The sequence below is a fragment of the Longispora sp. NPDC051575 genome (genome assembly GCF_040681875.1).
Classification (GTDB): domain Bacteria; phylum Actinomycetota; class Actinomycetes; order Mycobacteriales; family Micromonosporaceae; genus Longispora.
This window is the reverse complement of record NZ_JBFAZP010000011.1, coordinates 24,415-50,886: the sequence shown is the minus strand read 5'-3', so window position 1 is coordinate 50,886 and position 26,472 is coordinate 24,415. Positions and strand designations below refer to the sequence as shown.

The following is a 26,472-nucleotide window of genomic DNA, read 5'->3' as shown; positions in this document are numbered from 1 at the left end:
GCGGTTCGTTGGAAGAGAGTCAAAGGCTCTTCTCTCTTCCAACGAACCGCCACGGACCGCCCCACCCGCCACCTGCCACCCCACGCCGATCGCCGCCCCGGACACCCGGAACGGCGATCAGTGCGAGCGTTCGCTACTTCTCCGGCTCGACCGGCAACTTCTTCGTCCCGTCGTCCTGAGCGGCAGGCAGAACCGTCGTGGCCGGATCCGCGTCACCGGGCAGGACCGTGGTCTCGTCCCGCGTGTCAGCCGGCAACACCGTGGTGTCGGAGCTGGCGGGAATCACCGTGGTCGCGGCCGGGATGACCGTGGTCTCGGCGTCCGCCGGCACGAACGTCGTCTCCGGAACGAACGCGTCCGTCGAGTCGGCGGGCAGCACGGTCGTCTCGCCCGGCAGCACCGTCGTCGACCCGGGCTGGGCCCGGACGATCTCGGTCGGCTCCGGAGCGCTGTCGCCCCCGACGCCGTCGGTGGCGGCCGGGACCGGCTCCGTCGAGGAGACCGCGACCGGCGTGGCCGGGGTCTCGTCCACCGGCTCCTCGTAGGGCTCCTCGATCACCGTCTCCGGGATCGAAGGCTCCACCGGGGCGATGACCGGGGCGACGACCGGAGCCGCAGCAGCCGGGACGACCGGGTCGACCGGCGCGACGTACGGCTCGGCGGGCGGCGGAACCACCGTGAACGGCGCGGGCTGCGTCGCGTAGGTCGGCGGGGTGTAGCCACCGGCCGCCGGGTACCCGGCACTGGGGGTCCACGTGGCCCCCGCCGGAGCCCAGCCCGGCGCCCCCGGTCCACCGGGCGCCCCCGGGTGCCCCTCCTCCGGCATGATCAGCCACGCGGCGACGTACGCGAGGAGCGACCAGCCGCCGGTGAAGAACACGGAGACGATGAAGAGGACCCGGACGAGGGTGGGGTCGAAGTCGAAGTACCTGGCGGTACCGCCGCAGACGCCCGAGATCTTCCGGTCGGAGCGGGAGCGGCGAAGCTGCTTGATGGCGGTGTGCTCAGTCATGTCTACAGCGTGACCGACAATGACCCCCGTCGACATCGGTGACCGCCCTGACCGTACCCCTGAGCCTCCCCTGAGCCCGGGATCCCCCGAAGGTCGTACCCGGGGCCACCGGACGTGAACGCGCCCCGTACACCGTCCAAACAGAACCGGGCAATCACTGTCATATGTCCGGCAAACTCTTGACCTTGAAGCGTGCACCCTCGTCACACTTGTGATTCATGACCCCCGCGCTAGAGCCGCTGCGCCGCATCGCCGCGTACGGCATATGTTCCGATTCAGCCGGCAACATCCTGCTGGTCCGGGCCTCGGCCACCGCCGCCAACCCGGGTTCGTGGTCGTTGCCGGGCGGAGGGGTCGACCACGGCGAGCACCCCGAGGCCGCCGTGATCCGCGAGACGGACGAGGAGACGGGCCTCGCGGTCGTGGTCACCGAGCTGCGCGACGTGCTCTCCGACCTGCGCGCCCTCCCGCACCGGGGCCTGGCCCTGCACACCGACCGCCTGCTCTACACGGTCAAGGTTACCGGCGGCGGCCTGCGCGACGTGCTGTCGGGGAGTACGGACCTGGCGCGCTGGGTGCCGCCGCACGAGGCCGAGCAGCTGGCCCTGCGCCCGTTCACGGCGACGGCGCTCGGGCTGCCGGGAACGGGTGACCTGCGCCCGGACGACCCGCCGGAGCTGCCGTCGTTCCTGCTGGTCCCCGGGCCGGACGGCCGCCCCCGGGCGCAGCGCTTCGCGGCGTACGCGGTGGCGACCGACCCCGCCGACCGGGTGCTGCTGACCCGGGTGTCGGCCGGATATCCGGGCGCGGGGCGCTGGCACCTGCCCGGCGGGGGGATCGACTTCGGGGAGCAGCCCGACGCGGCGCTGATGCGGGAGCTGTCCGAGGAGACGGGGCAGCGCGGCCGGCTGCTGGCCCTGCTGGGGGTCGCGAGCCACCGGGACATGGCCCAGGTCGGCCCCGAGGGGTACCCGATCGACTGGCACGGCGTGCGCGCCTTCTACCAGGTCGCGGTCGACCACCCCCAACCTCCACGGGTGTACGACACCGTGGGCTCCACCTGTGAGGCGCGCTGGTTCACCCGGGCGGAACTCGCCGGGCTCCCGCTGACGGAGGTGACGGAGGAGGCGCTGGCTAAGGTCAGTACATGACCTTGAGGCAGGAACGTCGGATCGCAGCGTACGGGGTGTGCCGGGACGACGCCGGACGGGTTCTGCTCGTCCAGTCGTCCCCGACTTCCGGGAGCTCCGGCAGCTGGAACCTGCCCGGCGGCGGCCTCGACCACGGGGAGGATCCGGCTGTCGCGGTGGCCCGGGAGTTCCTGGAGGAGACGGGCCTCGTCGTGAAGGTCACCGGCCTGCACTCGGTCTCCATCGAGGTGAACGATGTCCCGCACCTGGGGATCCGCCGGCACCAGGACCAGATCATGTACGACGTCCGGGTCGTCGGCGGTCACCTGACCCCCGAGGTGGACGGCAGTTCGCACCGGGTGGAGTGGCTGTCCGAGGCCCAGATCGAGGGCCTGCCCCTCTTCGACCGGGTCCGTACCACCCTGGGCGTGACCGGCCTGCCGGAGCTGCGGAACCCGAACCCGCCGGTCAGCACGCCGGAGGAGCCCGACCCGGACCGCGGCCAGCGGTTCAGCGCGTACGGCGTGGTCACCGACCCGGCCGGCCGGATCCTGCTGACCCTGATCTCGGAGAACTACCCGGGCGCGGGCACCTGGCACCTGCCGGGCGGGGGCACGGACTTCGGCGAGGACTCGGCGGACGGCGTGCTCCGGGAACTGCGGGAGGAGACCGGCCAGACAGGGCGGATCACACAGCTCCTTACCGTGTCGAACATGCACAATCCTGCCGCATGGGGCCCAGAAGGGCGCGCAATGGACTGGCATGGGGTGCGCGTCACGTACCGGGTGATTATTGACACCCCCACCGACCCGGTCGTGGGGGAGGTCAACGGATCGACGGCCGCTGCTGGCTGGTTCACCGCGGCGGAGGCTGCCACGCTTCGCCTGAACAGGCCCACTTTCGAGGCTCTCACCCGCGCGCGGCTGTTGAGTTGATCTACGCCTCACCGGCCGTGTTCGTCAACTACGGCGAGTAATATCGATAGCGAAGCGTCCATATGCCGACACTCACAGTAGTGTCACTTCGTCCCTATTTGGTAGTTTTGCCCGTAATCGAGGGAAAGTTTGTGCGAGCGGGCGTCGCCAAGGGTGGCATCCATATGCCATCGTTTAACGCATTGGCTTGACGGCCGCCGAGGTGGCGGAGACACCCGATCCGGCCATTTGGAGGGACTGGAGTGCCGAGAGCACCCTGGCGGCGCAGTGGTGACACACCACGACCCGCTGGCCGTCGTTGGACCGGCGCGATGCGCCGCAGTGGCACGCTGGCGCGTAGCGTGCTCGTCCGCACGGCCCTGGTTGGCCGCCGTCGTCGCGACGGCGGAGACCTGCTGACCACCACCGGAGCCGCCGACGTCGTCCCGGACGACCTCGCGAGCCTGGACCGCCGGGACCTCGTGGTCTCGCGCAACCCGGCCGCGCAGTCGCCCGCCATCGACGAGCCCCTGGCCGGCCCGATCTCCATCCCGCTCCTGCCCGGCGAGCGCACCCTCGACCGGCGGATCAAGTTCGGCCTGGTGAACGCCTGCACCATCTCCAGCATCATGGGCGGGATGTTCGCGGTGTTCCTCAGCATGCAGGGACAGGTGCTGTGGGCCGCCGCCTGCATCCTGGCCTGCGTCACGTTCGACGGGCTCGACGGCGCGCTGGCCCGCAAGTTCGGGGTCGCCAGCCCGTTCGGCGCCCAGATGGACTCGATGGCGGACATGTCGTCGTTCGGGCTCGCGGTGCCGGTCGTGCTGTTCAGCTGGCTCCAGCCGGTCGCCCCGGTCTGGCTGCTGGCCCCGGCCTGCGCCCTGATCGCGGTCTGCTCGGCGATCCGGCTGGCCCGGTTCAACGTCTCGCCCAAGGACGGCCGGTTCTTCTGCGGCGTCCCGACCACGATGGCGGCCACGATCCTGGCGCTGTCCGTGCTGCTGATCAAGCCCTCGCTGGGGCTCGCCGTGGCGGTCGCGGCCATCGCGCTGCTGATGGTCACCACGTTCCCGTACGCGAAGCTGGCCCGGGTGCTGCGCCTGCCGCGCTGGCTCCTGGTGGTGCCGGTGCTCGGCGGCCTCGCCGACTACCAGATCACCTTCATGGTGCTGATCGGCGCCTACCTGGTCAGCGGGCCCGTCCTCTGGCTCCGGCACCGCGAAGCCGCCCTGTAGAACGCGCGCAAAGGCCCCGTACCCATCAAGGGTGCGGGGCCTTTTTGCTTGTGTCCTCAGAGCCAGCGGGCGATGACCGTGGAGCCGCCGACCACCCGGTCGCCCGGGGCCACCAGGGGCTCGGCCGCGTCCACCGGCAGGTAGACGTCGGTGCGGGAGCCGAACCGGATCAGCCCGTACCGCTCGCCCTTGGCCAGCATCGAACCGACCGGCGCGCGGCGCACGATCCGGCGGGCGATCAGCCCGGTGCGCTGGGCGACGACGACCCGGCCGTGCGTGCTGTCCAGCACCGTGTACGCCGCGACGTTGTGCTCGGCCTCGGGCTTCATCGCCGCGGCGAACCCGCCGTCCTCGACGAACGAGTCGACCACCCGGCCGGCGACCGGCGCGCGGTTGACGTGCACGTCGAGCACCGACAGGAACACGGCGACCCGCAGCCACTCGACCTGCTCGCCGAACCGGTCGTCGGTGAGCCGCTCGACGGAGAGCACCTTGCCGTCGGACGCGGCGACCACGGCCGACGGGTCCTCGGGGACGTCGCGCTCGGGGTCGCGGAAGAACGCGGCGACCGGCAGGGCCAGCGCGGCCGGGAGCAGCCAGAGCTTGGTCCGGGGCGCGACGACCTTGGCGGCCGTGGCCAGCCCGACGCAGATGCCGAACGCGGCCACGCCGTTGGAGTCGATGTTCATGCCGCCGGCCAGCGGGACGCTGCTGGTCCGGAACGCCGGGGCCAGGTCGGCCGCCGACTCGACGCTGCCCGGGGTGAACCGCAGCCGGTGCACGCGGACCGGCGGGGTGGACCGCAGGACGAGGTCGCTGCCGACCCCGTACGCGGTGACCTGGCGCGCGATCTCGTCGTTGGCCTGGCTCCCCGTACCCGGCAGGACCGGCACGGCCAGGGACAGCACGCCGCCGGGGTTGAGCAGGGCCCGCAGCGCCGCCAGGGTGTCGTGGGCGTCATCGGCGCTGCCGACGATCTGGCCGGCCACGATGACCACGTCAGCGGGCTTGGCCTGGGACAACTTCTCGATCACCTCGACGCCCGGGGCGCTGAACGCGTCCTCGCTGAGCACCGTGAGGGTGTCGTCGGGGCCGAGCGCGTCGAGCACCGCGACCAGGAGGGGCGAACCGACCTCGGCGCCGACCAGGAGGCCCGACTTGGGGCCGGGGTGGCGGGTGAACTCGGCGGCGAGCGCGCGGGCGGTCCGGTCGTTGATCCTGGCCGGGGCGAGCGCGAGCTCGGTGACGATGGATTGGGTCATGGTGTGAGGCTCTTCTCGACGGGCTGGGCCTGTTCCAACAGCCAGCATATGCGGCGGTCGGAACAGGCCCTGGTGCCGACCTGGCTCAGATATCGACGGGTTCGTCGGGGCGCTCCTCCGGACGGGGCCGGCCGCCCATGATCGACGTGGTGATCCCGAGTACCCCGATCCCGACCAGCGCGGCCGCTCCGGCCCAGGCCAGGGTCGCGCCGGTGACGTGTACGACCTGGGCGAGGACCCACCAGCCGGTCCCCGCGAGGAACAGCACGCCGAAGACGAGGGACACGGCGTCGAGCCGGTGCGGCTTCACCGGGTCACCCGCGCGGTGCCGAACTTCACGTTCAGGTTGATGATCAACTTGCCGCCTCCCGCTCCGTCGACCCCCAGGTCGGTGATCGTCGACTGCTGGCCCTCGGGGGCCACGTGGGTGCCGAGGACCGTCGCCTCGCCGTTGCTCACGTTCGGGCGCACCTCGACGTCGACCTTCGGGGGCAGCAGGACCCGCATCTCGCCGGCCTCGGTGCTCACCGCGACGGTGACGGTCTTGTCGGTGAAGTCGACGGCCCGCAGGTCCAGGGTGCCGAGGCCGACCCGGATCGAGTACTCGGGGTCGATCACGCCCACGCTCTGCGGGATCCAGGTGCGCTGGCCGCCGTCCCGGATGACGGACTTGCGGACCTCCGTGGCCGAGGCCGAGATGGCCAGCCCGATCGCGAGCACGATCCCCAGGGCGATCAGCTTGTAGCCGCGGCCGAGGAACGTGCCGACCACCAGGCCCGCGCCGACGATGCCGAGGGCGACGCCGAAGTACGAGGCGACCGAAACACCCCAGCCGGTCGCGTCCAGGATGCCGAGGACGCCGAGTCCGATCAGCACCGCGAACAGCGTCAGCCGGCTGAGGATCGACTTCTCCCGGGGCCGCTTCGGGGGCTTCGGGGGCCGGGGCGGCACCTGGGGCGGGACCCACCGCGGCTGCTGGTAGGGCCCGTGCGGCGCGAAGGGCACGTTCCCGACCGGCTGGTACGGCCCGTGCGGCGCGAACGGCACGGTTCCGGCCGGCGGGGCCACCGGCGGGCCCGCGGGGTTCTGGGTGGCCTGTGCGGGCATGTAGTAGGCCACCGGGGCGGGCGGCGCGGGCGGGCCGAACGCGCGCGGGCCGCCCGGGACCCCGTTCGGGACCCCGCTCGGCCGCTTGTTCACCAGCAGCACCACCCCGACGACGATCAGCGCGAGCATCGCGGCGAACTCGACGTTCGTGTCCGCGACCGCGATCGCCCCGATCACCGAGCCGATCGCGACCAGGATCGTCACGAACGCCGGGGTACTGGACTGCCCCCGGCCGAGCAGGGCCTCGATCGGGGAGGCGGTGTCGCCGTCCTCGGACAGGAACAGCCACCCGGCGGCGTACGCCACGAGCCCCGCCCCGCCGAACAGCGCGAACACGGCGAACACGACCCGCCACAGCACCGGGTCCGTGTTCGTGGCCCTGCCCAGGGCGGCACACACGCCGGCCAGCTTGCGGCCCTCCTTGGGCCTGCTGTACCGCGAGCGGAAGTCCGCCGACGGGGGCGGAACGTGGGACGGAGTGGTCATGGTGTCGATACTGTCGGCTGGCGGACGTTTCCGCGTCCGGGATGCCACCCTGAGTCGACCCTGAACTTCCTCAGGGTTGCGGCCCGCGAAAGATCCGGTGGTCGTCGGGTGACGGGGCGTGTGACGATCAACGGCATGGAGACAGCCACCAACAAGCTGCGCCGCCGGTCCGAGGGCCGGGTGCTCGCCGGGGTCGCCGCGGGCATCGCGGACCACCTCCGGGTGCCCCCGCTCGCCGTCCGCGCGGTGTTCATGGTGCTGCTCACCTTCTCGGGGCTCGGCGCCGTGCTGTACGCGCTGTTCTGGATCGTGCTGCCCACCTCGCGGCCCGCCGCCGGTACCCGGAAGAGGAAGGGCCGCGACAGCGCCCAGCTGGTCGCGTTCACCGCCCTCGCGCTCGGCATCCTGCTGATCGCGAACCCGGGCGGCACCGCCGGGGTCCGGATGCTGCTCGGCTGGGTGGTCGCGCTCGTCCTGGTCGGCGCGGGCGTCATCTGGCACCAGGCCGAGCCCGAGCGCTGGCAGCAGTGGAGCAGCGGCGGCCAGGCGATGCCGTGGCTGGCCCGGTTCCTCACCCACAACGACCGGCGGATGCTGCTGCTGCGCCTCGTCGGCGGCGGCGTGCTGGTCATCGTCGGCATCATCGGTGTCATCGCCCTGACCAACATCATCCCGGGCGGCAGCGTCCTGGCCCTGGTCAACGGCGCGCTGTTCGCCCTGATCGCGCTCGCCGGCCTCGCGTTGGCGTCCGGCCCGCTGCTGTGGCGGATGTGGGTCCAGCTCCGCGACGAGCGCGAGGGCCGGATCCGGGAGACCGAGCGGGCCGAGTTCGCCGCGATCGTGCACGACCAGGTGCTGCACACCCTGGCGCTGGTCCAGCGGCACGCGGAGGACCCGAAGATGGTGCTCCGGCTCGCCCGGGGCCAGGAGCGGACCCTGCGCAACTGGCTGTACAAGCCGTCCGGTTCGCCCGACGAGCGGTTCGCCGCCGCGCTGGAGGCCGCCGCAGCCGAGGTCGAGGACAGCTTCACCCTGGGCGTCGACCTGGTCGTCGTCGGGGACTGCGCCGTGGACGACCAGGTCAGGGCCCTGGTCCAGGCCGCCCGTGAGGCGATGGTCAACGCGGGCAAGCACGCCGGGGTGGAAACCATCTCCGTGTACGCCGAGGCGGAGCCCACCGAACTCAGCGTCTTCGTGCGCGACCGGGGGATCGGGTTCGACATGGCGGGCGTCGGCGAGGACCGGCACGGCGTCAAGGGTTCGATCATCGGACGGATGGAACGGCACGGCGGGCGGGCGGAGATCCGCAGCACGCCGGGCGATGGCACAGAGGTGCGGTTGACCGTGACCCGCCGCAAGGAAGGAGAATGAGGGCATGGACGCGCTGAGGGTGTTTCTGGTGGACGACCACGCGATGTTCCGCGCGGGGGTGCGGGCCGAGCTGGGCAAGCGGGTCAACGTGATCGGCGAGGCCGGTACGGTGGCCGCCGCCGTGGCCGCCATCAACGCCGAGAAGCCGGACGTGGTGCTCCTGGACGTGCACATGCCCGACGGGGGCGGCCGGGCCGTGCTGGAGGCGGTGCGCCGGGCCAGCCCCGACGTGAAGTTCCTGGCGCTGTCGGTCTCCGACGCCGCCGAGGACGTGATCGGCCTGATCCGGGCGGGCGCCCGCGGCTACGTCACCAAGACGATCTCCCCGGACGAGCTGGCCGACGCGGTCCGCCGGGTCGCCGACGGGGACGCGGTGTTCAGCCCCCGGCTGGCCGGGTTCGTCCTGGACGCGTTCGCGTCGCGCTCCGAGGCGCCGGTGGCCGACCCGGAACTCGACCAGCTGACGAACCGCGAGCGCGAGGTGTTGCGGCTGCTGGCGCGCGGTTATGCCTACAAGGAAATCGCCAAGGAGCTCTACATTTCCATCAAGACCGTTGAGACCCATGTGTCCAATGTGTTGCGGAAACTCCAGATGTCAAATCGGTATGAGCTATCACGTTGGGCGGCAGATCGTCGTCTGGTGTAGGTAAATTGGCCGGCGTGTCACTGTAGACAAAATGGGCGGTTCTGGGGCGCAGCTGGGATTTCCAGCTCGCGGGGGGATGTGTTGATCTCGGTTCGGGGCCAATAATGCGGCGTCGCGTCACCCGATCTCGGGAAGGACCCATCCGCAGTGCTCATCACCAGACTCCGCACGGCCGTCGCAATGGTCGCCATCGGCGTGGCGACCATCGGCCTCGCCTCACCGGCCCTCGCCGCCGACCCTGTCCAGGGCCAGATCGGCACCGTCTCCCACGCGGGCGACTACGACAACCGGTACTTCAACGGCTCGATCGGTGACGACAAGCCCGCCGACCTGCCGGTGGGTATCAACGGGATCACCATCCCGGTCAAGGGTGGCGAGCAGAAGCTCGTCTACTGCATCGACATCCGCACCGCGCTGAACGCCTCGAAGCACCCGATCTACAACGAGGCCGACTGGTCGTCGATCTCGAAGAACATCTCGCAGGCCGACCTGTTGAAGATCAACTGGATCCTGCACAACAGCTACCCGACCAAGAGTGCCGCGGCGGTGCGCGAGGCGGCCAAGGCCGGCGAGCCCGCCAAGTCGTTGGCGATCCCGCACGACGAGTACATCGTGTACGCGGCGACGCAGGCGGCCATCTGGCACTACAGCGACAAGTTCAAGCTGCTGAGCACGGCTGTGGGGCACGAGGACCGCCGGTTCAACCCCGACGAGTTCGCCCAGATCAAGAAGATCTACGACTACCTGCTCGGTGAGGCCGTGAAGGCCCCGGTGGCCCTCGGCATCACGATCAGCCCCGCCAGCGCGGACGGCAAGGTCGGCGACAAGGTCGGCCCGTACACCGTCACCAGCACCGTCGGGGAGGTCACCCTCTCGGCCACGGGCGGCAAGATCCTCGACGCTGACGGCAAGGTGATCACGAAGACGGCGAACGGCGGCAAGTTCTGGCTGACCGGCGACACCGCCGGCCAGGTCAAGGCCACAGCCGCAGGCTCCGGCAACCTGGAGCTGGCCCGGGTCTTCGTGAACTCCCAGGGCGCGGACCTGACCCAGAAGGTCATCCTGCCGGGCGACAAGAAGGTCGACGTCAAGGCCGAGGCCGTCGCGAATCTCACCGCGACCCCGACCCTGCCGGTCACCGGTGCCGCCGCCGCTGGCATCGCCGGCGCCGGGGTGCTGCTGCTCGGAGTGGGCGGCGGGCTGGTGCTGATGCGCCGCCGCCGGATCAACTTCCAGGCGTAACGACCCAGAGCAAGCCACAGAGGGGGGTACCCGTTCCGGGTGCCTCCCTTTTGGCGTACCTGGCGGGCGCGGCCCAGGCGAGCATGGGGGCAGGGCGGGAGGTGTTGGTCGGGGTGGTGTCGGGTCAACCGCCGAGTAACCCTGGGCGGAACCAGGACACGAAGCCCAGTCCCAGGCCCGCGACGAGGAACAGCATCGAGGGGGAGAGTCCGAACGCCTGCTCCGCCTTCTCGTCGGCGTGGCCGACCACGTCACACCGTTGTGCGTGTCGGTAGAGGACCTGGACCTGGTCGCCGACCTCGCGCTCGCGGGCCTTCGGGTCGCCGTGGACGTGCGCGGCCTCGCAGGTGTCGCCGGCGGAGGTGGAGAAGCGGGCGAGGTAGTACGGGGTGCGTGAGGTGGTGAGTTCTTCGGTGGAGGTGACCTGGGCGGTGACCGTTGATGGAGGCGATGTGTTCCAGGACGGTACGTCAAAGAACACGGACGCCCCGGCCCCGAGCACCCAGATCACAGAGACGAGTCGAACTGTGTGGATCACCCTGGAGGTGCGCTGCGCCATGCGTCCAGGCTAGGTGGGCGCGTCCAGCGGCGCCGTCCCGTCGCCCGCGGGCCGAGACGACAGCGGCACCCGGCGCGGGCGTTCGCGCGGGTGCCGACTGGCGGGGATCGGGGCGTGGGCGCCCGCACCCGGATGAGGGCCTGGGTTGCCCGTACCCGGAAAAGGGGTTCGGGGGTCCGTACCCGGAAAAGGGGTGGGGTAGAACTAGAGCCTTCCCCGGCCCGCTCGGAGGATGAGCAGCGCCAACTGGGTGCCGTCCTCGCCGAGTTCCGCCTTGAACTGCTCCAGGATCTCCCGCTCGCGGGCCAGCATCAGCCTGGTGCCCCCGGCAGCGACCCGCACGGTGCCGACCTCCTGGGACAGGCTCGCGCGTTCACGCCAGAGGTTGATGAGTTGTTCGTCGATACTGTTGATCCTGGTGCGGAGCTCGGAGATCCGGTCGGCGGACTCGCCGGTGGCTCCGGTGGTGTTGCTGGGGGCGATCGCTGCGGCGCTCATGTCGTTTCTCCTGGGGTGAAAGGTTCTGGCCTTTGCCCGGAAACGAGAAAACGCCCCGAGCTGTGAGCCCGAGGCGTTCGTAGGTCAGTTACGCGAGACCTACGGCTGCCGGGACCCCGGTGCCGTAGTAAAAAAATCGCGCACAGTGCTGCATGGGTCCGAGTATGCCACAGGAACCGGGAGATGGAAGTGGCCCCGATCGAAAATGATCGGGGCCACCGCGTGCCGTGTGACTAGACAGTCAGTGTCCAACTGTCGATCTTGCCCGTGTCGGCGGAGTACATGTCCTGGACCTTGAGGGTCCAGACGCCGTTGGCGGCGTGCGTGGCGACGTTGACGGTGTACGTCGTGTTGATGTTGGCCGCGCTGTCGTTGCTCTCGGTCTTCAGCCGGTACGAGGTGCCGTTCGGCGTGACCAGGTCGATCCGGACGTCACCCCGGTAGGTGTGCGGGATGACGACGGCGACCTTCGTGCTGGCCGACGCGTTGCGGTTGCAGCCGGAGATCGTGACCTTGCTGGTCACGGCCGCGCCCTTGTCCGGGATCGCGACGTCCGTGCCGTTCGTCACCGGGGCGCAGCTGCCGCCGGTCGGCTGGACGGTCGGGGTCGGCGACGGGGTGGACGTCGCGCCGGTCAGGTCCCACAGGGCGTAGGAGATGACGTCGGCGTGCCGATCGAGCGACGTGTCGTTGATGTTGCTGATCGTGTCGCAGGACCGGTGGTAGCAGGGGTCGTAGGCCGCGTTGGCCGTGCCGCCCCACTTGGTCGCCTGGGCGGAGGTCTTGGTGCCCTCGGCGCCGGAGAACGTGCCGCCGGTCGGGATGCCCACGGCGTAGAAGGAGCCGTGGTCGCTGCGGCCGTCCACGTCGATGTACTCGGTCTGCACGTTGAGCGACGTGAAGCCCCGCACGAGGAGGTCGCACAGGGCGGTCCCGTTGGTGTCGTCGTTGTAGACGAAGTACCCGGGGTTCGGCGAACCGGTCATGTCGAAGTTCAGGTACGCCTTGATCCGGGTCCGCTCGGCGCTCGACAGCGAGTTCACGTACGCCTTCGAGCCGAGCAGCCCCAGCTCCTCGGCGCCCCACCAGGCGAACCTGACGGTGACCCCCGGCGTGGGCCGGGCGTTCTTGAACGCCTTGGCGACCGCGAGCAGCGAGGCGCTACCGGTGCCGTTGTCGTTGATGCCGGGGCCGGACGAGACGCTGTCCAGGTGCCCGCCGAGCATGATCACCTTGGACGTGTCGGTGCCGACCAGTTCGGCGGTCACGTTGTAGCTGGTGCCGGCCGAGGTCGAGAACGACTGCTCCTTGACCGTGAGGCCCAGGGCGGTCATCTCGGACTTGACGTGGTCGACGGAGGCCCGGTAGCCGGTGCGGCCGGTGTACCGGTTGCCGCTGTTGTTGTTCGCGATGGTCTGCAGGTTGGTGAGCTGCGCCTTCACGTCGGCGACCGCGATGTCGGGGGCGCCGTTCGGCAGTGCCGCGAGCGCGGTGGACGGGGCGGCGTTGGCCGTCGGACCCGCCAGGGCGATCCCGATGGCCAGGATGGCGGCCGTGGCCACCGCGAGGGGAAGCTTGCGGTTCATGCTGTCCGTACCTTTCCCAGGATGAGGGGAGGGCCGGCCACCCGAGGGTGACCGGCCCCGATGCTGGGCGTGACTAGACCGTCAGGGTCCAGCTGTCGATCTTGCCGGTGTCGTACGAGTACAGGTCCTGCACCTTGAGGGTCCAGGTGCCGTTGGCCTGCTGGGCCGAGACGTTGACGGTGTACGTCGTGTTGACGTTCGCCGCGCTGTCGTTGATGTTCTCGGTCTTCAGGCGGTACGAGGCGCCGTTCGGGCCGACCAGGTCGATCCGGACGTCACCGCGGTAGGTGTGCGGGACGACCACGGCGACCTTGGTGGTGGCCGAGGCGTTCCGGGCGCACCCGGTGATCGTGATGGTGCTGGTCACGGCCGCGCCAGCGTCCGGGATCGCCACGTCGGCGCCGTTGGTGACGGCGGCGCAGGTCGTCGGCGAGCTGGTCGGGGAGGCGGTCGGCGAGGACGTCGGGCCGACGGTGGGGGTGCCGCCACACGGCGCGTCGTTGCCGGCCACGTTCACGGCGGTCCAGGCGGCCTGGACGGCGCGGTACTCGGTCGAGCAGTTGCCGTACAGGTCCGTGGCGGCCTTGAGGGTGTACGCACGGGACGTGTTGGCCGGGTTGGCCGTGTTCACGTAGGAGGTGTTCGACGTGAAGTACGCGTCGAGCGCCTTCCACCAGATCTTCTCGGCCTTGGCGCGACCGATGCCGACGACGGCGGGGGCCGAACCGCAGACCGGCGAGGTGCCGTACGCGGTGGAGCCGGTGCCCTCGGCGAGGTTGAAGTAGAAGTGGTTCGCGACACCGGACGAGTAGTGCACGTCGATGTTCTTGGTGCTGGTCGACCAGCAGCCGTGCGACGAGCCGTCCAGGGTCGGGTTGTACATGTAGCGCAGCGGGGTGCCGTCGCCGTTGATGTCGATCTTCTCGCCGACCTGGTAGTCACCCGGGTCCGAGGAGGTGTTCGCGTAGAACTCGACCATGTTGCCGAAGATGTCGGAGGTCGCCTCGTTCAGGCCACCGGACTCGCCGGAGTAGGTCAGGCCGCCGGAGACCACGGACTCGGTGACGCCGTGGCTCATCTCGTGGCCGGCCACGTCGAGGGAGACCAGCGGCTTGTTGTTGCCGTCGCCGTAGGTCATCTGGGCGCCGTCCCAGAACGCGTTCACGTAGTTGCTGCCGTAGTGCACCCGGCTCGGCACGCCCGCGCCGTTGCCGAAGATGCCGTTGCGGCCGTGGGTGTTCTTGAAGTAGTCGAACGTCATCGCGGCACCGAAGTGCGCGTCCACGGCGGCGGACTGGCGGTTGGCGTTGGTGCCGGTACCCCAGGTGTTGTCCGCGTCGGTGAAGTTGGTACACGTCGACGTGCCGTTGTTCATGTCGCACGTGTTGCCGTTGCCGTGCGACGGGTCGATCATCGTGTACGTGCTGCCCGACTGCGTCGTGTCGACGGTGACCGTGCCCGAGTACAGGCTGTTGCCGGTGCCGTTGATCGACTCGATCTCGTCGAACGAGCCGCGCACCGCACCCGTGCGGGCGTCGGTGATGACGTGCAGCTTGCTCGGGGTCTGGCCGTTCATTCCTTCGACGACAGTTTCGAAGGCGAGAACGCCGTTGCCGTCGGCGGCGTCGACCATCAGCTCGGGCGTGCCGACGCGGGCGACAGTTCCCACGAAGGTGCGCTCGGCGGAGGACTTCGCCGCGTCGGCGGTGATGCCGGGGGTGGTGCCGATCGCCAGCGGGGCGTTCAGCGCGTTGCTCACGCTGGACAGGGCGCCGCCGGGCGCGTTGTGCACGACGAAGTCGCCGCCGTAGACCCGCAGCCCGTTGTACTGGCGGGTGTAGCGCACGTGCGTGGCGCCGGTCGCGGCGTCGACGCGCGAGCTGAAGACCTTGTACTGGTCGTTCGCCGTGCCCCGGATCGCGGCACGGTTGCCCGACAGGACCGAGTTGGCCTGGGCCACCGCCTGCGACTGGGTGGGAATCTGTGGGGTCGCGCTGGCCATGCTGGCCACCCCGACCGCCATGCCGGCGAAGAGCGCTACCGCTCCCGCCGCGGCTAGAGACCGTTTCACCCGGTGCCTCCCATTCACTGAGGGGAATGTGACTGCTGTCACGAACGCATGTATAACAGTGTGCGTAACTCGAGTAAAGGGGCCTGTAACACCTTGGCCGTGAGCAAACCGGATGGGTTACGGTGTGTGTTATGGCGGGTGCAGTGAGCAGTCGGGAGTCCCTGGGCGCTCGGTTATACCGACTTCGTACACAAAAAGGGCTCACGCAGAAGGAGCTCGCGGGCGACAGGTACACCGCCGCGTACATCTCCACGGTCGAGGCCGAGCGGCGGACCCCGTCCACCGACGCGCTCGCGTACTTCGCGTCCCGGCTGGGCGTCTCACCCGCCGAACTGAGCACCGGGCGACCCACCGAGCTGCCTGTCGACCTGCTCATCTCCCTCGCCGAGGCCGACCTGGCCGGCAAGCCCGGCGCGTACGGCCGGATCCGGACCCGGGCCGCCGAGCACGGACTGACCCGGATCGAGGCCCTCGCGCTCACCGGCATGGGCGAACTCGACGGGGCCGACGAGCTGCTCGCCGCCGAGCCGATCACCGTGCGGGTGCCGCTGCTCACCGCGCGGGCGCGGGCGGCCCGGCCGGCCGAGGCCGCGTACCTCCTGGAGAACGCCCTCGCCCAGCTGCACGCCGACGGCCTGCCCGACCCCGACGCCGAGGCCGAACTGCGCTACGCCCTCGTGCACACCTACACCGACCTCGGCCTCACCGAACGCGCCGTCGAACAGGCCGACGCGGCCGGTGCCCTCGTCGGGCCGACCGCCGAGGCCGCCGCCGTCGTCGAGCGGTACCTGCGCACCGCCCGCACCCTGCGCGCCCAGGGCCGGTGGGCCGACGCCGAGGCCGCCGCCGAACGGGCCCGGGCCGCCTGCCGCCGCCGCGAACAACGGCACTCCGCCGCCGTCGGCCAGTGGGCGCGCGGCCGGCTGCTCGCCCGGACCGGGGAACACGCCGCCGCCGTCGCCGAACTCAGCCACGCCCGGGAACTGCTCGGCGCCGCCGTCGCCGGGGAACTCGCGGAGGCGCTCTGGCGGGTCGGGCGGGCCGAGGACGCGGTAGCGGTGGCGGCGGAGGCCGAGCCCGCCGTGGCGTACCGGATCAAGGGGTTGATCGCCCGGGACGCCGGTGACCTGGCGGCCGCCGAGCGCGAACTCCGGGCCGCGCTGGGGGTGTCCGTGGGGCTGGAGACGTGCACCGTGGCCCGTGAGCTGGGGGATCTGCTCCGCGCGGGCGGCCGGGAGATGGAAGCCATCGACGTGTACCGCCAGGGGCTCGAAGCCGTCGAGTGACCCTCCGGGCGGGCGCGCGCGGCTGTGGGTCGCGTGGTCGGGTGTCCGTCGGCTGATGCGGCGACCCGCGAGGCGGGATTTGTCGGGGGTGCGGCCTAGACTTTGACGCGATGGACACGCTGTTTGACACCTCGCCCCTGCTCGACGGACTCAACGACCAGCAACGTGCGGCGGTGGAGCACGCGGGCACGCCGCTGCTGATCGTGGCCGGGGCCGGATCCGGCAAGACCCGGGTCCTCACCCACCGGATCGCCTACCTGCTGGCCCACCGGGGGGTGCAGCCCGGCGAGATCCTGGCCATCACCTTCACGAACAAGGCGGCCGGCGAGCTCAAGGAGCGGGTCGCGCACCTGGTCGGCGGCCGGGCCCGGATGATGTGGGTGTCGACGTTCCACTCGGCCTGCGTGCGGATCCTGCGCGCCGAGCACGCCCTCGCCGGCCTGAAGTCCACCTTCTCGATCTACGACGCGGACGACTCCCGCCGCCTGGTGACCCTCGTCGCCCGCGAGCTGGACCTCGACCCCAAGCGCTACCCGGCCCGGGGCCTGGCCGCCCAGATCAGCAACCTGAAGAACGAGCTGGTCGACCCCGAGGACTTCTCCACCAGGGCCGACGGCCCGGCCCAACGCACCCTCGCCGAGGTGTACGCGCTGTACCAGCGCCGGCTCCGCGAGGCGCACGCGCTGGACTTCGACGACATCATCATGACGACGGTGCACCTGCTCCAGGCGTTCCCCGACGTGGCCGGGCACTACCGGCGGCGGTTCCGGCACGTGCTGGTCGACGAGTACCAGGACACGAACATCGCGCAGTACACCCTGATCCGCGAGCTCGTCGGCGACACCGGGGAGCTGTGCGTCGTCGGTGACGCCGACCAGTCCATCTACGCCTTCCGGGGCGCCACGATCCGCAACATCCTCGAGTTCGAGCGGGACTACCCGCAGGCCAAGACGATCCTGCTGGAGCAGAACTACCGCTCCACCCAGACCATCCTCACCGCCGCGAACGCCGTCATCTCCCGCAACTCCGACCGCCGGCCCAAGCGGCTGTGGAGCGACGCGGGCGACGGCGAGCAGATCGTCGGGTTCGTCGCAGACACCGAGCACGACGAGGCCAGCTGGGTCTCCCGCGAGATCGACCGGCTCGTGGACACCAAGGAGGTCCGCCCGGCCGACATCGCGCTGTTCTACCGGACCAACGCGCAGTCCCGGGTGTTCGAAGAGGTGTTCATCCGGGTCGGCCTGCCGTACAAGGTGGTCGGCGGGGTGCGCTTCTACGAGCGCAAGGAGGTCCGCGACGCGCTCGCGTACCTGCGGGCCATCGCCAACCCCGACGACCTGGTCAGCGTCCGGCGGATCCTGAACACCCCCAAGCGCGGCATCGGGGACCGGGCCGAGGCGTGCGTCGAGGCACTGTCCTTCCGGGACCGGATCTCCTTCGGCGCCGCCCTGCACCGCGCCGCCGAGGCCCCGGGCATCGCCGCCCGGTCCGCCAACGCCATCGCCGGCTTCGTCGACCTGATGGACGAGCTGCGGGCCCTCGCCGAGGTGGCTCCCCCGGAGGAGGTGCTGGAGGCGGTGCTGTCCCGCACCGGGTACCTGGAGGAGCTGGAGAACAGCGAGGACCACCAGGACGCCGGGCGGGTGGAGAACCTGCAGGAGCTCGTGAGCGTGGCGCGGGAGTACACGGAGCGGGTCGAGGCTCTGGAGGGCCTGGACGGGGATGTGGCGGCGGGGTCCGGGGACGGGGTCGGGTCGCTGGCCGGGGCGCCCGGGTCGGCTGCGGGCTCCTCGGGTGGGGATCCGGCCGGGGCTGCGGGCGGGTTCTCGGACGGGGTTCCGGACGGGGCCTCGGGCGGGTTCTTGGCTGGGTCTTCGGGCGGTGCGGGTGCCGGGGGCGCGGGTTCCGGGGCGCGGGGCGCCGCCGCCGTCGCGCCGGGTGTCGGCGGGGCCGGTGCGACGCTCGCCGGGTTCCTGGAGCAGGTCGCGCTCGTCGCCGACGCCGACCAGATCCCGTCCGACACCGACGACGCGGGCGTGGTCACGCTGATGACCCTGCACACCGCCAAGGGGCTCGAGTTCCCCGTCGTGTTCCTCACCGGCCTGGAGGACGGCGTGTTCCCGCACATGCGGGCGCTCGGCGAGCCCAAGGAGCTGGAGGAGGAGCGCCGGCTCGCGTACGTCGGCATCACCCGGGCCCGGCAGCGGCTCTACCTGTCGCGGGCGGTGACCCGGAGCGCGTGGGGGCAGCCGCAGTACAACCCGGCGTCGCGGTTCCTGGAGGAGCTGCCGCCGGACCTGCTGCGCTGGGAGTACGGCACGGGCACCACCGGCATCGGGATCGGCGCGGGTGTCACCGTGAGCCGCGGGGGCGGATCCGGGGCGACCGGTGCGCGGGGCATCGCGGCCCGGCTCGGCCTCGACTCGGGCATGCTCCGGTCGGCCAGCGAACTCGCGAAGGTGCCGAACCTGGAGCCGGGCGACCGGGTGAACCACGACAAGTACGGGCTGGGGCGGGTGCTGGCGGTCGAGGGGATCGGGGCCAAGGCCCGGGCGCAGATCGACTTCGGTGACCAGACCCTGTGGCTGATGCTCCGCCACGCGCCGGTCTCCAAGCTCTGACCGGCGGAGAACATGTTCGGGCCGGTTGCCGGTCGGCCGGCGACGCCGTTGGTTGTGCGGCTGGTGGCGGTGGGGGCTGCCGGGGGCTTCGTGGCCGCCGGGTTGGCCGTCCGGGCCCTCGGCGGTGGTGCGGCCGCGCAGTACGCGGGCACCGCGTTGTACGCGGCGGTCGTGTACGTCGGGGTGGTGTTCCTGCGGCCCCGGATCGCGCCGCTGGTGGCGGGTGCCGTCGCGGTCGGGTTCTGCTGGCTGGTGGAGTTGTCCCAGCTGACGCCTGTGCCGGCGGCTCTCTCGGAGCGCAGTCTGGTGGCCCGGCTCGTGCTGGGGGCGCGGTTCGACTGGGTGGATGTCGCCTGGTATCCGGTGGGCGTGCTGTCACTGCTCGCGCTGCACTGGTTGCTCCGCGCCCGAGCCCGGGTCCGCGCCCAGAGTCCGGCCCCACGCTGACCGGTTCGACCACGCCTCGCGCCCCGGACCGGAGCGCCGTTGGGCGCTGGGTGACATCCCGGCTCAGGCCCGGGGCGCCAACAACCTGGCTCTGACCGGCGCGACGCCGTTGGTTCTCCGCCCGGCTGGCTCTGACCGGCGCGAAGCCGTCGAACCCCCGCCCGGCTCGGCTCGGGCCGACGTGACCCGGCCGAGCCCCCGCCCGGCTTTGGCCCGGGCCGACGCGACCCGGTCAAGCCTCCGCCCGGCTCGGTGCTGGCCGGTCAGCGCCGCCGCTCGGACAGGCGACGGGTCGTGTCCTGGCACAGGCCCGGCGGCCCCGTCGAGCAACCGGCCCGTCCCGGAACATGTCGAGCCGCCGCGACGGCCGCCCGGCGCAGCGTGTCCGCCCGGCGCCGCTGTGGCATTCCGGCTCGGGCCGCACCGAACCCTTGCTCTACCCAGTGCGGCCACGTGGCGGATTCCCCCTGGTCACGCGCTGGCGTGCCCGGCCGGGCGGCACTCTCTTCGAGGCGCGGCGGGCGACCATCGATGGGCGGGCGGGGACCCGTACCCATCTGAGGTTAAGTTTTCTTGACATGGTGTTGGGTTTGTTTTACCTTCAGCATGTCAAGTTTGCTTTACATGAGAGGGGAGAGGCCATGCGTCCCCAGCGCCTCGCCAGGATCGCCGGACTGTTCTATCTGATCGTCGGCGTCTTCGCCGGCTTCGCCTTCTACGGCCGCTCCGAGGTCTACGTCCCGGGCGATGCCGCCACGACCGCGCGCAACGTCGCCGAGCACGCCGGGCTGGTCCGGGCCAGCTTCGTGGCGGACCTGGTGCAGGCCACGTTCTTCCTGTTCCTGGCCATGGCGCTGTACGTGCTCCTGAAGCATGTGCACCGCCTCGTCGCGCGCGCCATGGTGGTCTTCGTGGCGGTCGCCGTCGGGATGATGTGCCTCAACATGGTCTATCAGTACGCGGCGCTGACCATCGCCACCGACAGCTCCCGCGCCGACGCCCTCGGTAGGCCCGGGGCCGACGCGCTGGTGCTGCTGATGTTCGACCTGCACGGCTACGGGTTCCTCGTCGCGCAGATCTTCTTCGGCATGTGGCTGCTGCCGCTGGGGTACCTGGTGTACCGGTCGGGCATGCTGCCCCGCGCGCTGGCGGTGCTGTGCGTCGTCGGCGGCGTCGGGTATCTCGTGGACCTGCTCGCGCGTTTCAGCGACCCGGACCTGGGCGCGGTCCTGAGTCCGTTCCTCATCACGCCGGCCGCCGTCGCGGAGATCTCCATGGTGCTCTGGCTGCTGATCAAGGGCGTCAAGACGCCCGGCCCGAGCCTCGAATCCGCGCCCGTCTAGGCGAGTGGCCAGCACGTCGCACGTGGCCCCGGACAGCGCGATGCCGGGCCGACCTCCGGAGTGGTCACGGAGGCCGACCCGGCATCGTCACGGAGCGGCTGTCTGTCGTGCGGATCGCCGGTGGCACACGAGCGACCGGCGCGCGCTCAGTTCAGCTTGACGCCACGCGCGGCCATGAAGGCCTGCGGGTCCACGGCGTTGCCGTTGTTGGCGCTGTCGCCGCCCACGTGGACCTCGAAGTGGCAGTGCGAGCCCATCGAGTTGCCCGTGTTGCCCATCAGGGCGATGTTCTGGCCCGCCTCGACGCGCTGGCCGGCGTGCACCTGGACGGCGGAGTTGTGGCCGTAGAGGGTGCGGACGCCGTCGCCGTGGTTGATGATCACGGCGAAGCCGTAGCCGCCGTAGTCGTAGGTGGCGGCCAGTTCGACGGTGCCGGCGGCTGCGGCCCGGATCTGGGTGCCCTCTCCGTTGGCCAGGTCGACGCCGGCGTGCAGGGCGCCCCAGCGCTCACCGAACTCGCTGGTGAAGGTGTAGTCCGCGACGGGCGAGACCCACGCGGGCTTCGGCGGCGGCGGGGGAGGCGGCGGCGGGGCCGCGGGGGAGGGGGTCGCCTCCGGCGAGGGGGTGGTCGCGGCGGCGGTGGACGGCGCGGGCGCGGGGTCCTGGCGCTGTGCGCGGTCCGCCCGGGCGGAGAGGTTGCGGTCACTCTCCGTAACGGTCGCCGAGGCGGTCGCGGGCTTGTCGCTGTTGACGGAAACGAGTGAGGCGACGGCCGCGAGGGTCACGGCGACGATCGCGAGAGAGGCTCCGACGTAGCGGTTGCGCAGGGCGCCGGTCAGTGAGGCCCGGTGCCGAATGACCTTGCTGGATCTTGCTGCATCCTGCTGAAGTGCATGTTCGTCAGGTTCGAACTGTTCTTCAGCGTCCTTGGTATGTCGCACGCGACAACCTCCGTAGCTAGCGAGTTGGCCGTCGCTAAGGCTGTCCCCTGACATCGATGACTGCCAAGCGTGATCATGGTTTCGTGACCTTTCGCTCGGGCTTGCTGACCGTCCGGATGAAAAATCAGGTGAGTCTCGTTACGGAAAGTGAGATTCGAGTGACCCTGCTCACTGTGGATGCGGTGTGGGTCACCCCCGAACCGCTGCGGTACCGTCAGCGCAGGACGCGTGACAAGGGAGTCTCGATGAGTGCACGGATTCGGGTGGTCGTCGCCAAGCCTGGCCTCGACGGTCACGACCGCGGTGCGAAGGTGGTGGCCCGCGCCCTGCGCGACGCCGGCATGGAGGTCATCTACACCGGCCTGCACCAGACCCCCGAGCAGATCGTCGAGACCGCCATCCAGGAGGACGCCGACGTCGTCGGGCTGTCCGTCCTCTCCGGCGCGCACATGACCCTCTTCGCGAAGGTCCTCGAACTGCTCCGCGAGCGCGGCGCGGACGACATCGTCGTCTTCGGCGGCGGCATCGTGCCGGACGACGACCTGCCGGAGCTCGAGCGGCTCGGCGTCGCGAAGATCTTCACCCCGGGCGCGACCACGACGTCGATCGTCGACTGGGTCCGCGAGCGGTTCGCCCCGACCACGGCCTGAGGGCCTGGGCTCCAGCCCGGCCGGACAGGTCGGGCGCCGGATTCACGGAACGGCAGAAGTGCCGATGCGCGCCGGGTGGGGCGCGCGGCGTAACCAAATAATGGTCTTCAGGTTTTTGACCCTGGACATGCAAAAGGTGAGGGACCAGACACACCCCTCACATGTCTGGTCCCTCGTGCACAACGCCCCGCCGCCACCCCTCGACCGACGAGGCATCGGCCGTTTTTCGTCGTCCCCAGTGGAGTCCGTTTCCTGGTGTTTCGTCCCCCGGGTCTGACAACCAGTTCAACGAGGCCCCGGGCCGGGGGTAACGCCCTCGCGGGGGAGTTTTCGCAGTATTTTGTGGGGAGGCCCGCCCCGCCCGCTTCGGGAGGGAACGGCCGGCTGTGGATTAGCGCACAACGCGTACCCGCGTGTTCACCCGCGTGCGCGTGGACGGCTAGTCTGCGGCGTTAGGCCCGTCAATCCGGCGGGCGCGTCAGGACGACGGAACGGGACGCGCAAACGTGGACCTGTACGAGTACCAGGGGCGCGAGCTGTTCGAGCGGCACTCGTTGCCGGTCTTGAGCGGCGACGTAGCCACCACCCCTGAAGAAGCCCGCGAGATCGCCGAGAAGCTCGGCGTCCGGGTCGTAGTGAAAGCCCAGGTCAAGGTGGGCGGTCGAGGCAAGGCGGGCGGCATCAAGCTGGCCGACGACGCCGCCGAGGCCGAGACCCACGCCCGGGCCATCCTCGGCATGGACATCAAGGGCCACACGGTCGAGAAGGTCATGGTCACGACCACGGCCGACATCGTCGAGGAGTACTACTTCTCGTACCTGCTCGACCGGGCCAACCGCACCTTCCTCTGTATCGCCAGCGTCGCCGGCGGCATGGAGATCGAGGAGGTGGCGCACACGGCACCCGAGAAGGTCGCCAAGGTCGCCATCGACGCCAGCAAGGGCGTGGACCTCGCGAAGGCCAAGGAGATCGTGGCGCTGGCCCAGTTCCCCGCCGAGGTCGCCGACCAGATCGCCGACATCGCCGTGAAGCTGTGGGCGGCGTTCGTGGCCGAGGACGCGACCCTGGTGGAGGTGAACCCGCTCGCCAAGCTCAGCGACGGCCGGGTCCTCCTGCTGGACGCGAAGGTCACCTTCGACGGCAACGCCGACTTCCGGCAGGCCGGGCACGAGGCGTACGAGGACAAGGACGCCGTCGACCCGCTCGAGCAGGCGGCGAAGGCCAAGGGCCTCAACTACGTCAAGCTCGACGGCCAGGTCGGCATCATCGGCAACGGCGCGGGCCTGGTCATGTCGACGCTCGACGTCGTGTCGTACGCCGGTGAGGAGTTCGGTGGCGTCAAGCCGGCCAACTTCCTCGACATCGGTGGCGGCGCCTCGGCCGAGGTCATGGCCGACTCGCTGGAGATCGTGCTGTCGGACCCGGCCGTGAAGAGCGTGTTCGTCAACGTGTTCGGCGGCATCACCGCGTGCGACGCGGTCGCCAACGGCATCGTCTCCGCCCTCGCGCTGCTGGCCGAGCGCGGCGAGGACGTCAGCAAGCCGCTCGTCGTCCGGCTGGACGGCAACAACGCCGAAGAGGGTCGCCGCATCCTCGACGAGGCGAACCACGCGCTGGTCCAGCGCGTCGACACGATGGACGGAGCGGCCCGCAAGGCCGCCGAGCTCGCGGCTGCGGGGGTCTGACACATGGCTATCTGGCTGACTGAGGACTCCAAGGTCATCGTGCAGGGCATGACCGGCTCCGAGGGTATGAAGCACACCCGGAAGATGCTGGCCGCCGGTACCAAGATCGTCGGTGGCGTGAACCCGCGCAAGGCCGGCACCACGGTCGACGTCGACGGCGTGTCGCTGCCCGTGTTCGCGTCCGTGGCCGAGGCCATGGGGCAGACCGGGGCCGACACCACGGTCATCTTCGTCCCGCCGGCGCACACCAAGAGCGCCGTCCTCGAGGCGATCGACGCGGGCATCGAGCTCGCCGTCGTGATCACCGAGGGCGTGCCGGTGCACGACACCGCCGCGTTCTGGGCGCACGCCGTCGCCACGGGCAACAAGACCCGGATCATCGGGCCGAACTGCCCCGGCATCGCCTCCCCGGGCGCGTCCAACGCGGGCATCATCCCGGCGAGCATCTCCGGCTCCGGCCGGATCGGTCTCGTGTCGAAGTCGGGCACGCTGACCTACCAGATGATGTACGAGCTGTCCGACATCGGCTTCACCACGGCCGTCGGCATCGGCGGCGACCCGATCATCGGCACCACGCACATCGACGCGCTCGCCGCCTTCCAGGAGGACCCGGCGACCGAGGCGATCGTGATGATCGGCGAGATCGGTGGCGACGCCGAGGAGCGGGCCGCCGCGTACATCAAGGAGCACGTGACCAAGCCGGTCGTCGCCTACATCGCGGGCTTCACCGCCCCCGAGGGCAAGACCATGGGCCACGCGGGCGCGATCATCTCCGGCTCGTCCGGGACCGCCGACGCGAAGAAGCTGGCGCTGGAGGCCGTGGGCGTGAAGGTCGGCAAGACGCCGTCCGAGACCGCGCGGCTGATGCGCGAGGTTGTGCAGGCTCTGTAAGAACTGACGAGGCCCGCCCCACCGTGTCGAGCGGTGCGGCGGGCCTTTTCGCGTCCTGTCGGCACTCCTGGCGCGGGGGCAGGGCCCTTTTCCGGGTACGAGGGGTGCGCCGCGTCGTCCCTGGCCCGTCAAGGTGCACGGATGTTCGCCTAGAGTGGACAGCGATGGACGAGGAGACCTATACCGCCGCGCAGCGCGACACGGTGCTGGTCCGCACGGGTGCCCCGACGACGCCGGCCCGGAAGCGGCAGAAGCCGGTCTCCGTGCTCACCGCCGCCGTCGTGACCAGCGGCTGGGCCGCGCTGATCTCCTTCGCGCCCGTGATCGTCCTCGTCGCCGCCGGCTGGCTCCTCGACGGCAGCAGCGCCGCGTCCGTGACCGCGACGGTCCGGTTCGGCGCCGTCGCCTGGCTGCTCGGCCACGGGGTGCCCGTCCAGGCCGGCGACATCACCATCAGCCTCGCCCCGCTGGCCCTCACCGGCCTCATCCTGCACCGCCTCGTCCGGGCCGGCGCGCACACCGCCCGGGGCATCGGGCTCGGCGCCTCGATCACGGACGCGCCGACCGACCCGCGCGAGGTGGCCAAGCTGCTCGCCCCGGTGATCGGCGCCGTCGCCGCGGTGTACGCGATGATCGGTGGCCTCGCCGCCGCCGTCGCCAGTACCGAGGGCCTCACCGTCTCGCCGTTGCGCGCCGCGCTCACCACGGGCCTGCTCGCCGCGGTCACGGCCGGCGGCGGGGCGCTCGCCGAGTCCGGGCTGTTCGGCGGGGTGTGGCGGCGGGTGCCGCGCCAGTCCCAGCACGCGCTGCGCACCGCCGTCGTCGGGGTGCTGCTCCTGTTCGGAGCGGGCGCGGCGGCCGCCGGGGTGGCCACGGCCGTCACCGGGGGCGCGGCGGGCGGCATGTTCCGGTCCTACTCGACCGGGGTCGCCGGCCAGGCCGGGCTCACCGTCCTCTGCCTGGTGTACACGCCGACGGTCGCGATCTGGGCCATGAGCTACCTGGTCGGCCCCGGGTTCGCGTTCGGGGTGGACACCGTGGTGAGCCCGCTGAGCGTCGAACTCGGCGCGCTGCCCGGCTTCCCGATCCTCTCGGGGCTGCCCGACCGGCCGGTGACCTGGCTCGGCGGGCTCGCGATCCTGATCCCGCTGCTGGCCACCGCGCTGGCCGGGGCGCTGCTGGCGCGGCGGTCGGAGCTGCGTACCCCCCGACTGGCGAAGGCCGCCATGCTCGCCGGGATTCCGGCGGCGGTGATCTGCGCGTTGCTCGCCCTGGCCGCCAGCGGGTCGTTGGGGGCGGAGCGGTTGGCCGAGATCGGGCCGAGCTGGTGGCAGTTCGGGTTGTTCGGGGGGTTGGCTGTGGCGGTGGGGGCGCCGGTGGGGGCCGTGGGGTATCGGTTGTTGAGGACTCTGCGACGTCGGTAGCCGTCTCGGTGTCCTGACCGTGGACCAGGCCGGGTCGGGTTCCGGTCCTGGAAATGGCGGGACGC

General features: G+C 70.9%; 23 protein-coding genes. 14 read left to right on the top strand and 9 right to left on the bottom strand.

Annotated features, from left to right (window positions below; all coding sequences use genetic code 11):
* Positions 1-133: 133 nt before the first annotated feature.
* On the bottom strand, positions 134-1,012 hold the full coding sequence (locus AB0M43_RS31130) for a PspC domain-containing protein (protein ID WP_363729382.1): 879 nt from the start codon (positions 1,010-1,012) through the stop codon (positions 134-136).
* Positions 1,013-1,230: 218 nt separating this feature from the next.
* On the opposite strand from AB0M43_RS31130, the gene AB0M43_RS31125 reads away from it, so the two are divergent.
* The 3 genes from AB0M43_RS31125 (at position 1,231) to AB0M43_RS31115 (ending at position 4,291) form a co-directional block, all read left to right on the top strand.
* Complete coding sequence (locus tag AB0M43_RS31125) at positions 1,231-2,163, top strand: NUDIX domain-containing protein (protein ID WP_363729380.1); 933 nt, start codon at positions 1,231-1,233, stop codon at positions 2,161-2,163.
* Positions 2,160-3,077 (top strand): NUDIX domain-containing protein, encoded by a 918-nt coding sequence (locus AB0M43_RS31120; protein ID WP_363729379.1) that lies wholly within the window; start codon positions 2,160-2,162, stop codon positions 3,075-3,077. Before AB0M43_RS31125 ends, AB0M43_RS31120 begins: the two co-directional genes overlap by 4 nt.
* Before the next feature lie 311 nt (positions 3,078-3,388).
* Positions 3,389-4,291: a CDP-alcohol phosphatidyltransferase family protein gene (locus tag AB0M43_RS31115; protein WP_363729378.1), complete on the top strand. Its 903-nt coding sequence runs from the start codon at positions 3,389-3,391 to the stop codon at positions 4,289-4,291.
* Between the two features lie 56 nt (positions 4,292-4,347).
* Here AB0M43_RS31115 and AB0M43_RS31110 read toward each other — a convergent pair whose 3' ends face one another.
* The 3 genes from AB0M43_RS31110 to AB0M43_RS31100 all read right to left on the bottom strand — a co-directional run bounded on the left by AB0M43_RS31110 (position 4,348) and on the right by AB0M43_RS31100 (position 7,146).
* A complete protein-coding gene (locus AB0M43_RS31110) occupies positions 4,348-5,553 on the bottom strand; it encodes a phosphatidylserine decarboxylase (RefSeq protein ID WP_363729377.1) in 1,206 nt (401 codons plus the stop codon).
* Between the two features lie 85 nt (positions 5,554-5,638).
* Positions 5,639-5,863: a hypothetical protein gene (locus tag AB0M43_RS31105; RefSeq protein WP_363729375.1), complete on the bottom strand. Its 225-nt coding sequence runs from the start codon at positions 5,861-5,863 to the stop codon at positions 5,639-5,641.
* The gene (locus AB0M43_RS31100) at positions 5,860-7,146 is read right to left on the bottom strand and encodes a PspC domain-containing protein (RefSeq protein ID WP_363729373.1); all 1,287 of its coding nucleotides are present in this window, start codon (positions 7,144-7,146) and stop codon (positions 5,860-5,862) included. Before AB0M43_RS31100 ends, AB0M43_RS31105 begins: the two co-directional genes overlap by 4 nt.
* 135 nt (positions 7,147-7,281) lie before the next feature.
* Here AB0M43_RS31100 and AB0M43_RS31095 point away from each other — a divergent pair, with 135 nt between their 5' ends.
* The 3 genes from AB0M43_RS31095 to AB0M43_RS31085 all read left to right on the top strand — a co-directional run bounded on the left by AB0M43_RS31095 (position 7,282) and on the right by AB0M43_RS31085 (position 10,405).
* On the top strand, positions 7,282-8,517 hold the full coding sequence (locus tag AB0M43_RS31095; RefSeq protein WP_363729372.1) for a PspC domain-containing protein: 1,236 nt from the start codon (positions 7,282-7,284) through the stop codon (positions 8,515-8,517).
* A gap of 4 nt (positions 8,518-8,521) precedes the next feature.
* Positions 8,522-9,163, top strand: coding sequence for a response regulator transcription factor (locus AB0M43_RS31090; RefSeq protein ID WP_363729370.1), 642 nt, complete (start codon positions 8,522-8,524; stop codon positions 9,161-9,163).
* 147 nt (positions 9,164-9,310) lie between these two features.
* Complete coding sequence (locus tag AB0M43_RS31085; RefSeq protein ID WP_363729369.1) at positions 9,311-10,405, top strand: thioester domain-containing protein; 1,095 nt, start codon at positions 9,311-9,313, stop codon at positions 10,403-10,405.
* Between the two features lie 124 nt (positions 10,406-10,529).
* Here AB0M43_RS31085 and AB0M43_RS31080 read toward each other — a convergent pair whose 3' ends face one another.
* From AB0M43_RS31080 to AB0M43_RS31065, 4 genes are all read right to left on the bottom strand, one after another.
* Positions 10,530-10,964 carry a hypothetical protein gene (locus AB0M43_RS31080; RefSeq protein WP_363729368.1) on the bottom strand — a complete coding sequence of 145 codons (435 nt, stop codon included), beginning with the start codon at positions 10,962-10,964 and terminating at the stop codon, positions 10,530-10,532.
* A 204-nt stretch (positions 10,965-11,168) separates the two neighbouring features.
* A complete protein-coding gene (locus AB0M43_RS31075) occupies positions 11,169-11,462 on the bottom strand; it encodes a chorismate mutase (protein WP_363729367.1) in 294 nt (97 codons plus the stop codon).
* A 233-nt stretch (positions 11,463-11,695) separates the two neighbouring features.
* A complete protein-coding gene (locus tag AB0M43_RS31070; RefSeq protein ID WP_363729365.1) occupies positions 11,696-13,048 on the bottom strand; it encodes a M20/M25/M40 family metallo-hydrolase in 1,353 nt (450 codons plus the stop codon).
* A 73-nt stretch (positions 13,049-13,121) separates the two neighbouring features.
* The gene (locus AB0M43_RS31065; protein WP_363729363.1) at positions 13,122-15,119 is read right to left on the bottom strand and encodes a M4 family metallopeptidase; all 1,998 of its coding nucleotides are present in this window, start codon (positions 15,117-15,119) and stop codon (positions 13,122-13,124) included.
* A gap of 131 nt (positions 15,120-15,250) precedes the next feature.
* Here AB0M43_RS31065 and AB0M43_RS31060 point away from each other — a divergent pair, with 131 nt between their 5' ends.
* From AB0M43_RS31060 to AB0M43_RS31045, 4 genes are all read left to right on the top strand, one after another.
* Positions 15,251-16,405 carry a helix-turn-helix transcriptional regulator gene (locus tag AB0M43_RS31060; protein ID WP_363729361.1) on the top strand — a complete coding sequence of 385 codons (1,155 nt, stop codon included), beginning with the start codon at positions 15,251-15,253 and terminating at the stop codon, positions 16,403-16,405.
* A 110-nt stretch (positions 16,406-16,515) separates the two neighbouring features.
* On the top strand, positions 16,516-19,026 hold the full coding sequence (locus tag AB0M43_RS31055; RefSeq protein WP_363729360.1) for a UvrD-helicase domain-containing protein: 2,511 nt from the start codon (positions 16,516-16,518) through the stop codon (positions 19,024-19,026).
* A 63-nt stretch (positions 19,027-19,089) separates the two neighbouring features.
* Entirely contained in the window at positions 19,090-19,473 is a 384-nt protein-coding gene (locus tag AB0M43_RS31050) for a DUF2809 domain-containing protein (protein WP_363729358.1), read from the top strand.
* 641 nt (positions 19,474-20,114) lie between these two features.
* Positions 20,115-20,816, top strand: coding sequence for a DUF4386 domain-containing protein (locus AB0M43_RS31045; protein WP_363729356.1), 702 nt, complete (start codon positions 20,115-20,117; stop codon positions 20,814-20,816).
* A 146-nt stretch (positions 20,817-20,962) separates the two neighbouring features.
* On the opposite strand, the gene AB0M43_RS31040 is transcribed toward AB0M43_RS31045, so the two are convergent.
* A complete protein-coding gene (locus AB0M43_RS31040) occupies positions 20,963-21,757 on the bottom strand; it encodes a M23 family metallopeptidase (protein WP_363729355.1) in 795 nt (264 codons plus the stop codon).
* Between the two features lie 245 nt (positions 21,758-22,002).
* Here AB0M43_RS31040 and AB0M43_RS31035 point away from each other — a divergent pair, with 245 nt between their 5' ends.
* From AB0M43_RS31035 to AB0M43_RS31020, 4 genes are all read left to right on the top strand, one after another.
* The gene (locus AB0M43_RS31035) at positions 22,003-22,407 is read left to right on the top strand and encodes a cobalamin B12-binding domain-containing protein (protein WP_363729354.1); all 405 of its coding nucleotides are present in this window, start codon (positions 22,003-22,005) and stop codon (positions 22,405-22,407) included.
* 506 nt (positions 22,408-22,913) lie between these two features.
* Positions 22,914-24,092 carry an ADP-forming succinate--CoA ligase subunit beta gene (gene sucC / locus AB0M43_RS31030; RefSeq protein ID WP_363729353.1) on the top strand — a complete coding sequence of 393 codons (1,179 nt, stop codon included), beginning with the start codon at positions 22,914-22,916 and terminating at the stop codon, positions 24,090-24,092.
* A 3-nt stretch (positions 24,093-24,095) separates the two neighbouring features.
* The gene (gene sucD / locus AB0M43_RS31025; protein ID WP_363729351.1) at positions 24,096-24,983 is read left to right on the top strand and encodes a succinate--CoA ligase subunit alpha; all 888 of its coding nucleotides are present in this window, start codon (positions 24,096-24,098) and stop codon (positions 24,981-24,983) included.
* 164 nt (positions 24,984-25,147) lie between these two features.
* On the top strand, positions 25,148-26,407 hold the full coding sequence (locus tag AB0M43_RS31020) for a DUF6350 family protein (RefSeq protein ID WP_363729349.1): 1,260 nt from the start codon (positions 25,148-25,150) through the stop codon (positions 26,405-26,407).
* Positions 26,408-26,472 lie beyond the last annotated feature (65 nt).

What these genes read in the sequence shown, in the direction of transcription:
- AB0M43_RS31120 (WP_363729379.1), top strand. Translation starts at nt 2,160, where the DNA reads ATGACCTTGAGGCAGGAACGTCGGATCGCAGCGTACGGGGTGTGCCGG.
- AB0M43_RS31130 (WP_363729382.1), bottom strand. Translation starts at nt 1,012, where the DNA reads ATGACTGAGCACACCGCCATCAAGCAGCTTCGCCGCTCCCGCTCCGAC.
- AB0M43_RS31045 (WP_363729356.1), top strand. Translation starts at nt 20,115, where the DNA reads ATGCGTCCCCAGCGCCTCGCCAGGATCGCCGGACTGTTCTATCTGATC.
- sucD (WP_363729351.1), top strand. Translation starts at nt 24,096, where the DNA reads ATGGCTATCTGGCTGACTGAGGACTCCAAGGTCATCGTGCAGGGCATG.
- AB0M43_RS31115 (WP_363729378.1), top strand. Translation starts at nt 3,389, where the DNA reads ATGCGCCGCAGTGGCACGCTGGCGCGTAGCGTGCTCGTCCGCACGGCC.
- AB0M43_RS31090 (WP_363729370.1), top strand. Translation starts at nt 8,522, where the DNA reads ATGGACGCGCTGAGGGTGTTTCTGGTGGACGACCACGCGATGTTCCGC.
- AB0M43_RS31095 (WP_363729372.1), top strand. Translation starts at nt 7,282, where the DNA reads ATGGAGACAGCCACCAACAAGCTGCGCCGCCGGTCCGAGGGCCGGGTG.
- AB0M43_RS31060 (WP_363729361.1), top strand. Translation starts at nt 15,251, where the DNA reads ATGGCGGGTGCAGTGAGCAGTCGGGAGTCCCTGGGCGCTCGGTTATAC.
- AB0M43_RS31020 (WP_363729349.1), top strand. Translation starts at nt 25,148, where the DNA reads ATGGACGAGGAGACCTATACCGCCGCGCAGCGCGACACGGTGCTGGTC.
- AB0M43_RS31070 (WP_363729365.1), bottom strand. Translation starts at nt 13,048, where the DNA reads ATGAACCGCAAGCTTCCCCTCGCGGTGGCCACGGCCGCCATCCTGGCC.
- AB0M43_RS31035 (WP_363729354.1), top strand. Translation starts at nt 22,003, where the DNA reads ATGAGTGCACGGATTCGGGTGGTCGTCGCCAAGCCTGGCCTCGACGGT.
- AB0M43_RS31110 (WP_363729377.1), bottom strand. Translation starts at nt 5,553, where the DNA reads ATGACCCAATCCATCGTCACCGAGCTCGCGCTCGCCCCGGCCAGGATC.
- AB0M43_RS31100 (WP_363729373.1), bottom strand. Translation starts at nt 7,146, where the DNA reads ATGACCACTCCGTCCCACGTTCCGCCCCCGTCGGCGGACTTCCGCTCG.
- AB0M43_RS31055 (WP_363729360.1), top strand. Translation starts at nt 16,516, where the DNA reads ATGGACACGCTGTTTGACACCTCGCCCCTGCTCGACGGACTCAACGAC.
- AB0M43_RS31075 (WP_363729367.1), bottom strand. Translation starts at nt 11,462, where the DNA reads ATGAGCGCCGCAGCGATCGCCCCCAGCAACACCACCGGAGCCACCGGC.
- AB0M43_RS31080 (WP_363729368.1), bottom strand. Translation starts at nt 10,964, where the DNA reads ATGGCGCAGCGCACCTCCAGGGTGATCCACACAGTTCGACTCGTCTCT.
- AB0M43_RS31125 (WP_363729380.1), top strand. Translation starts at nt 1,231, where the DNA reads ATGACCCCCGCGCTAGAGCCGCTGCGCCGCATCGCCGCGTACGGCATA.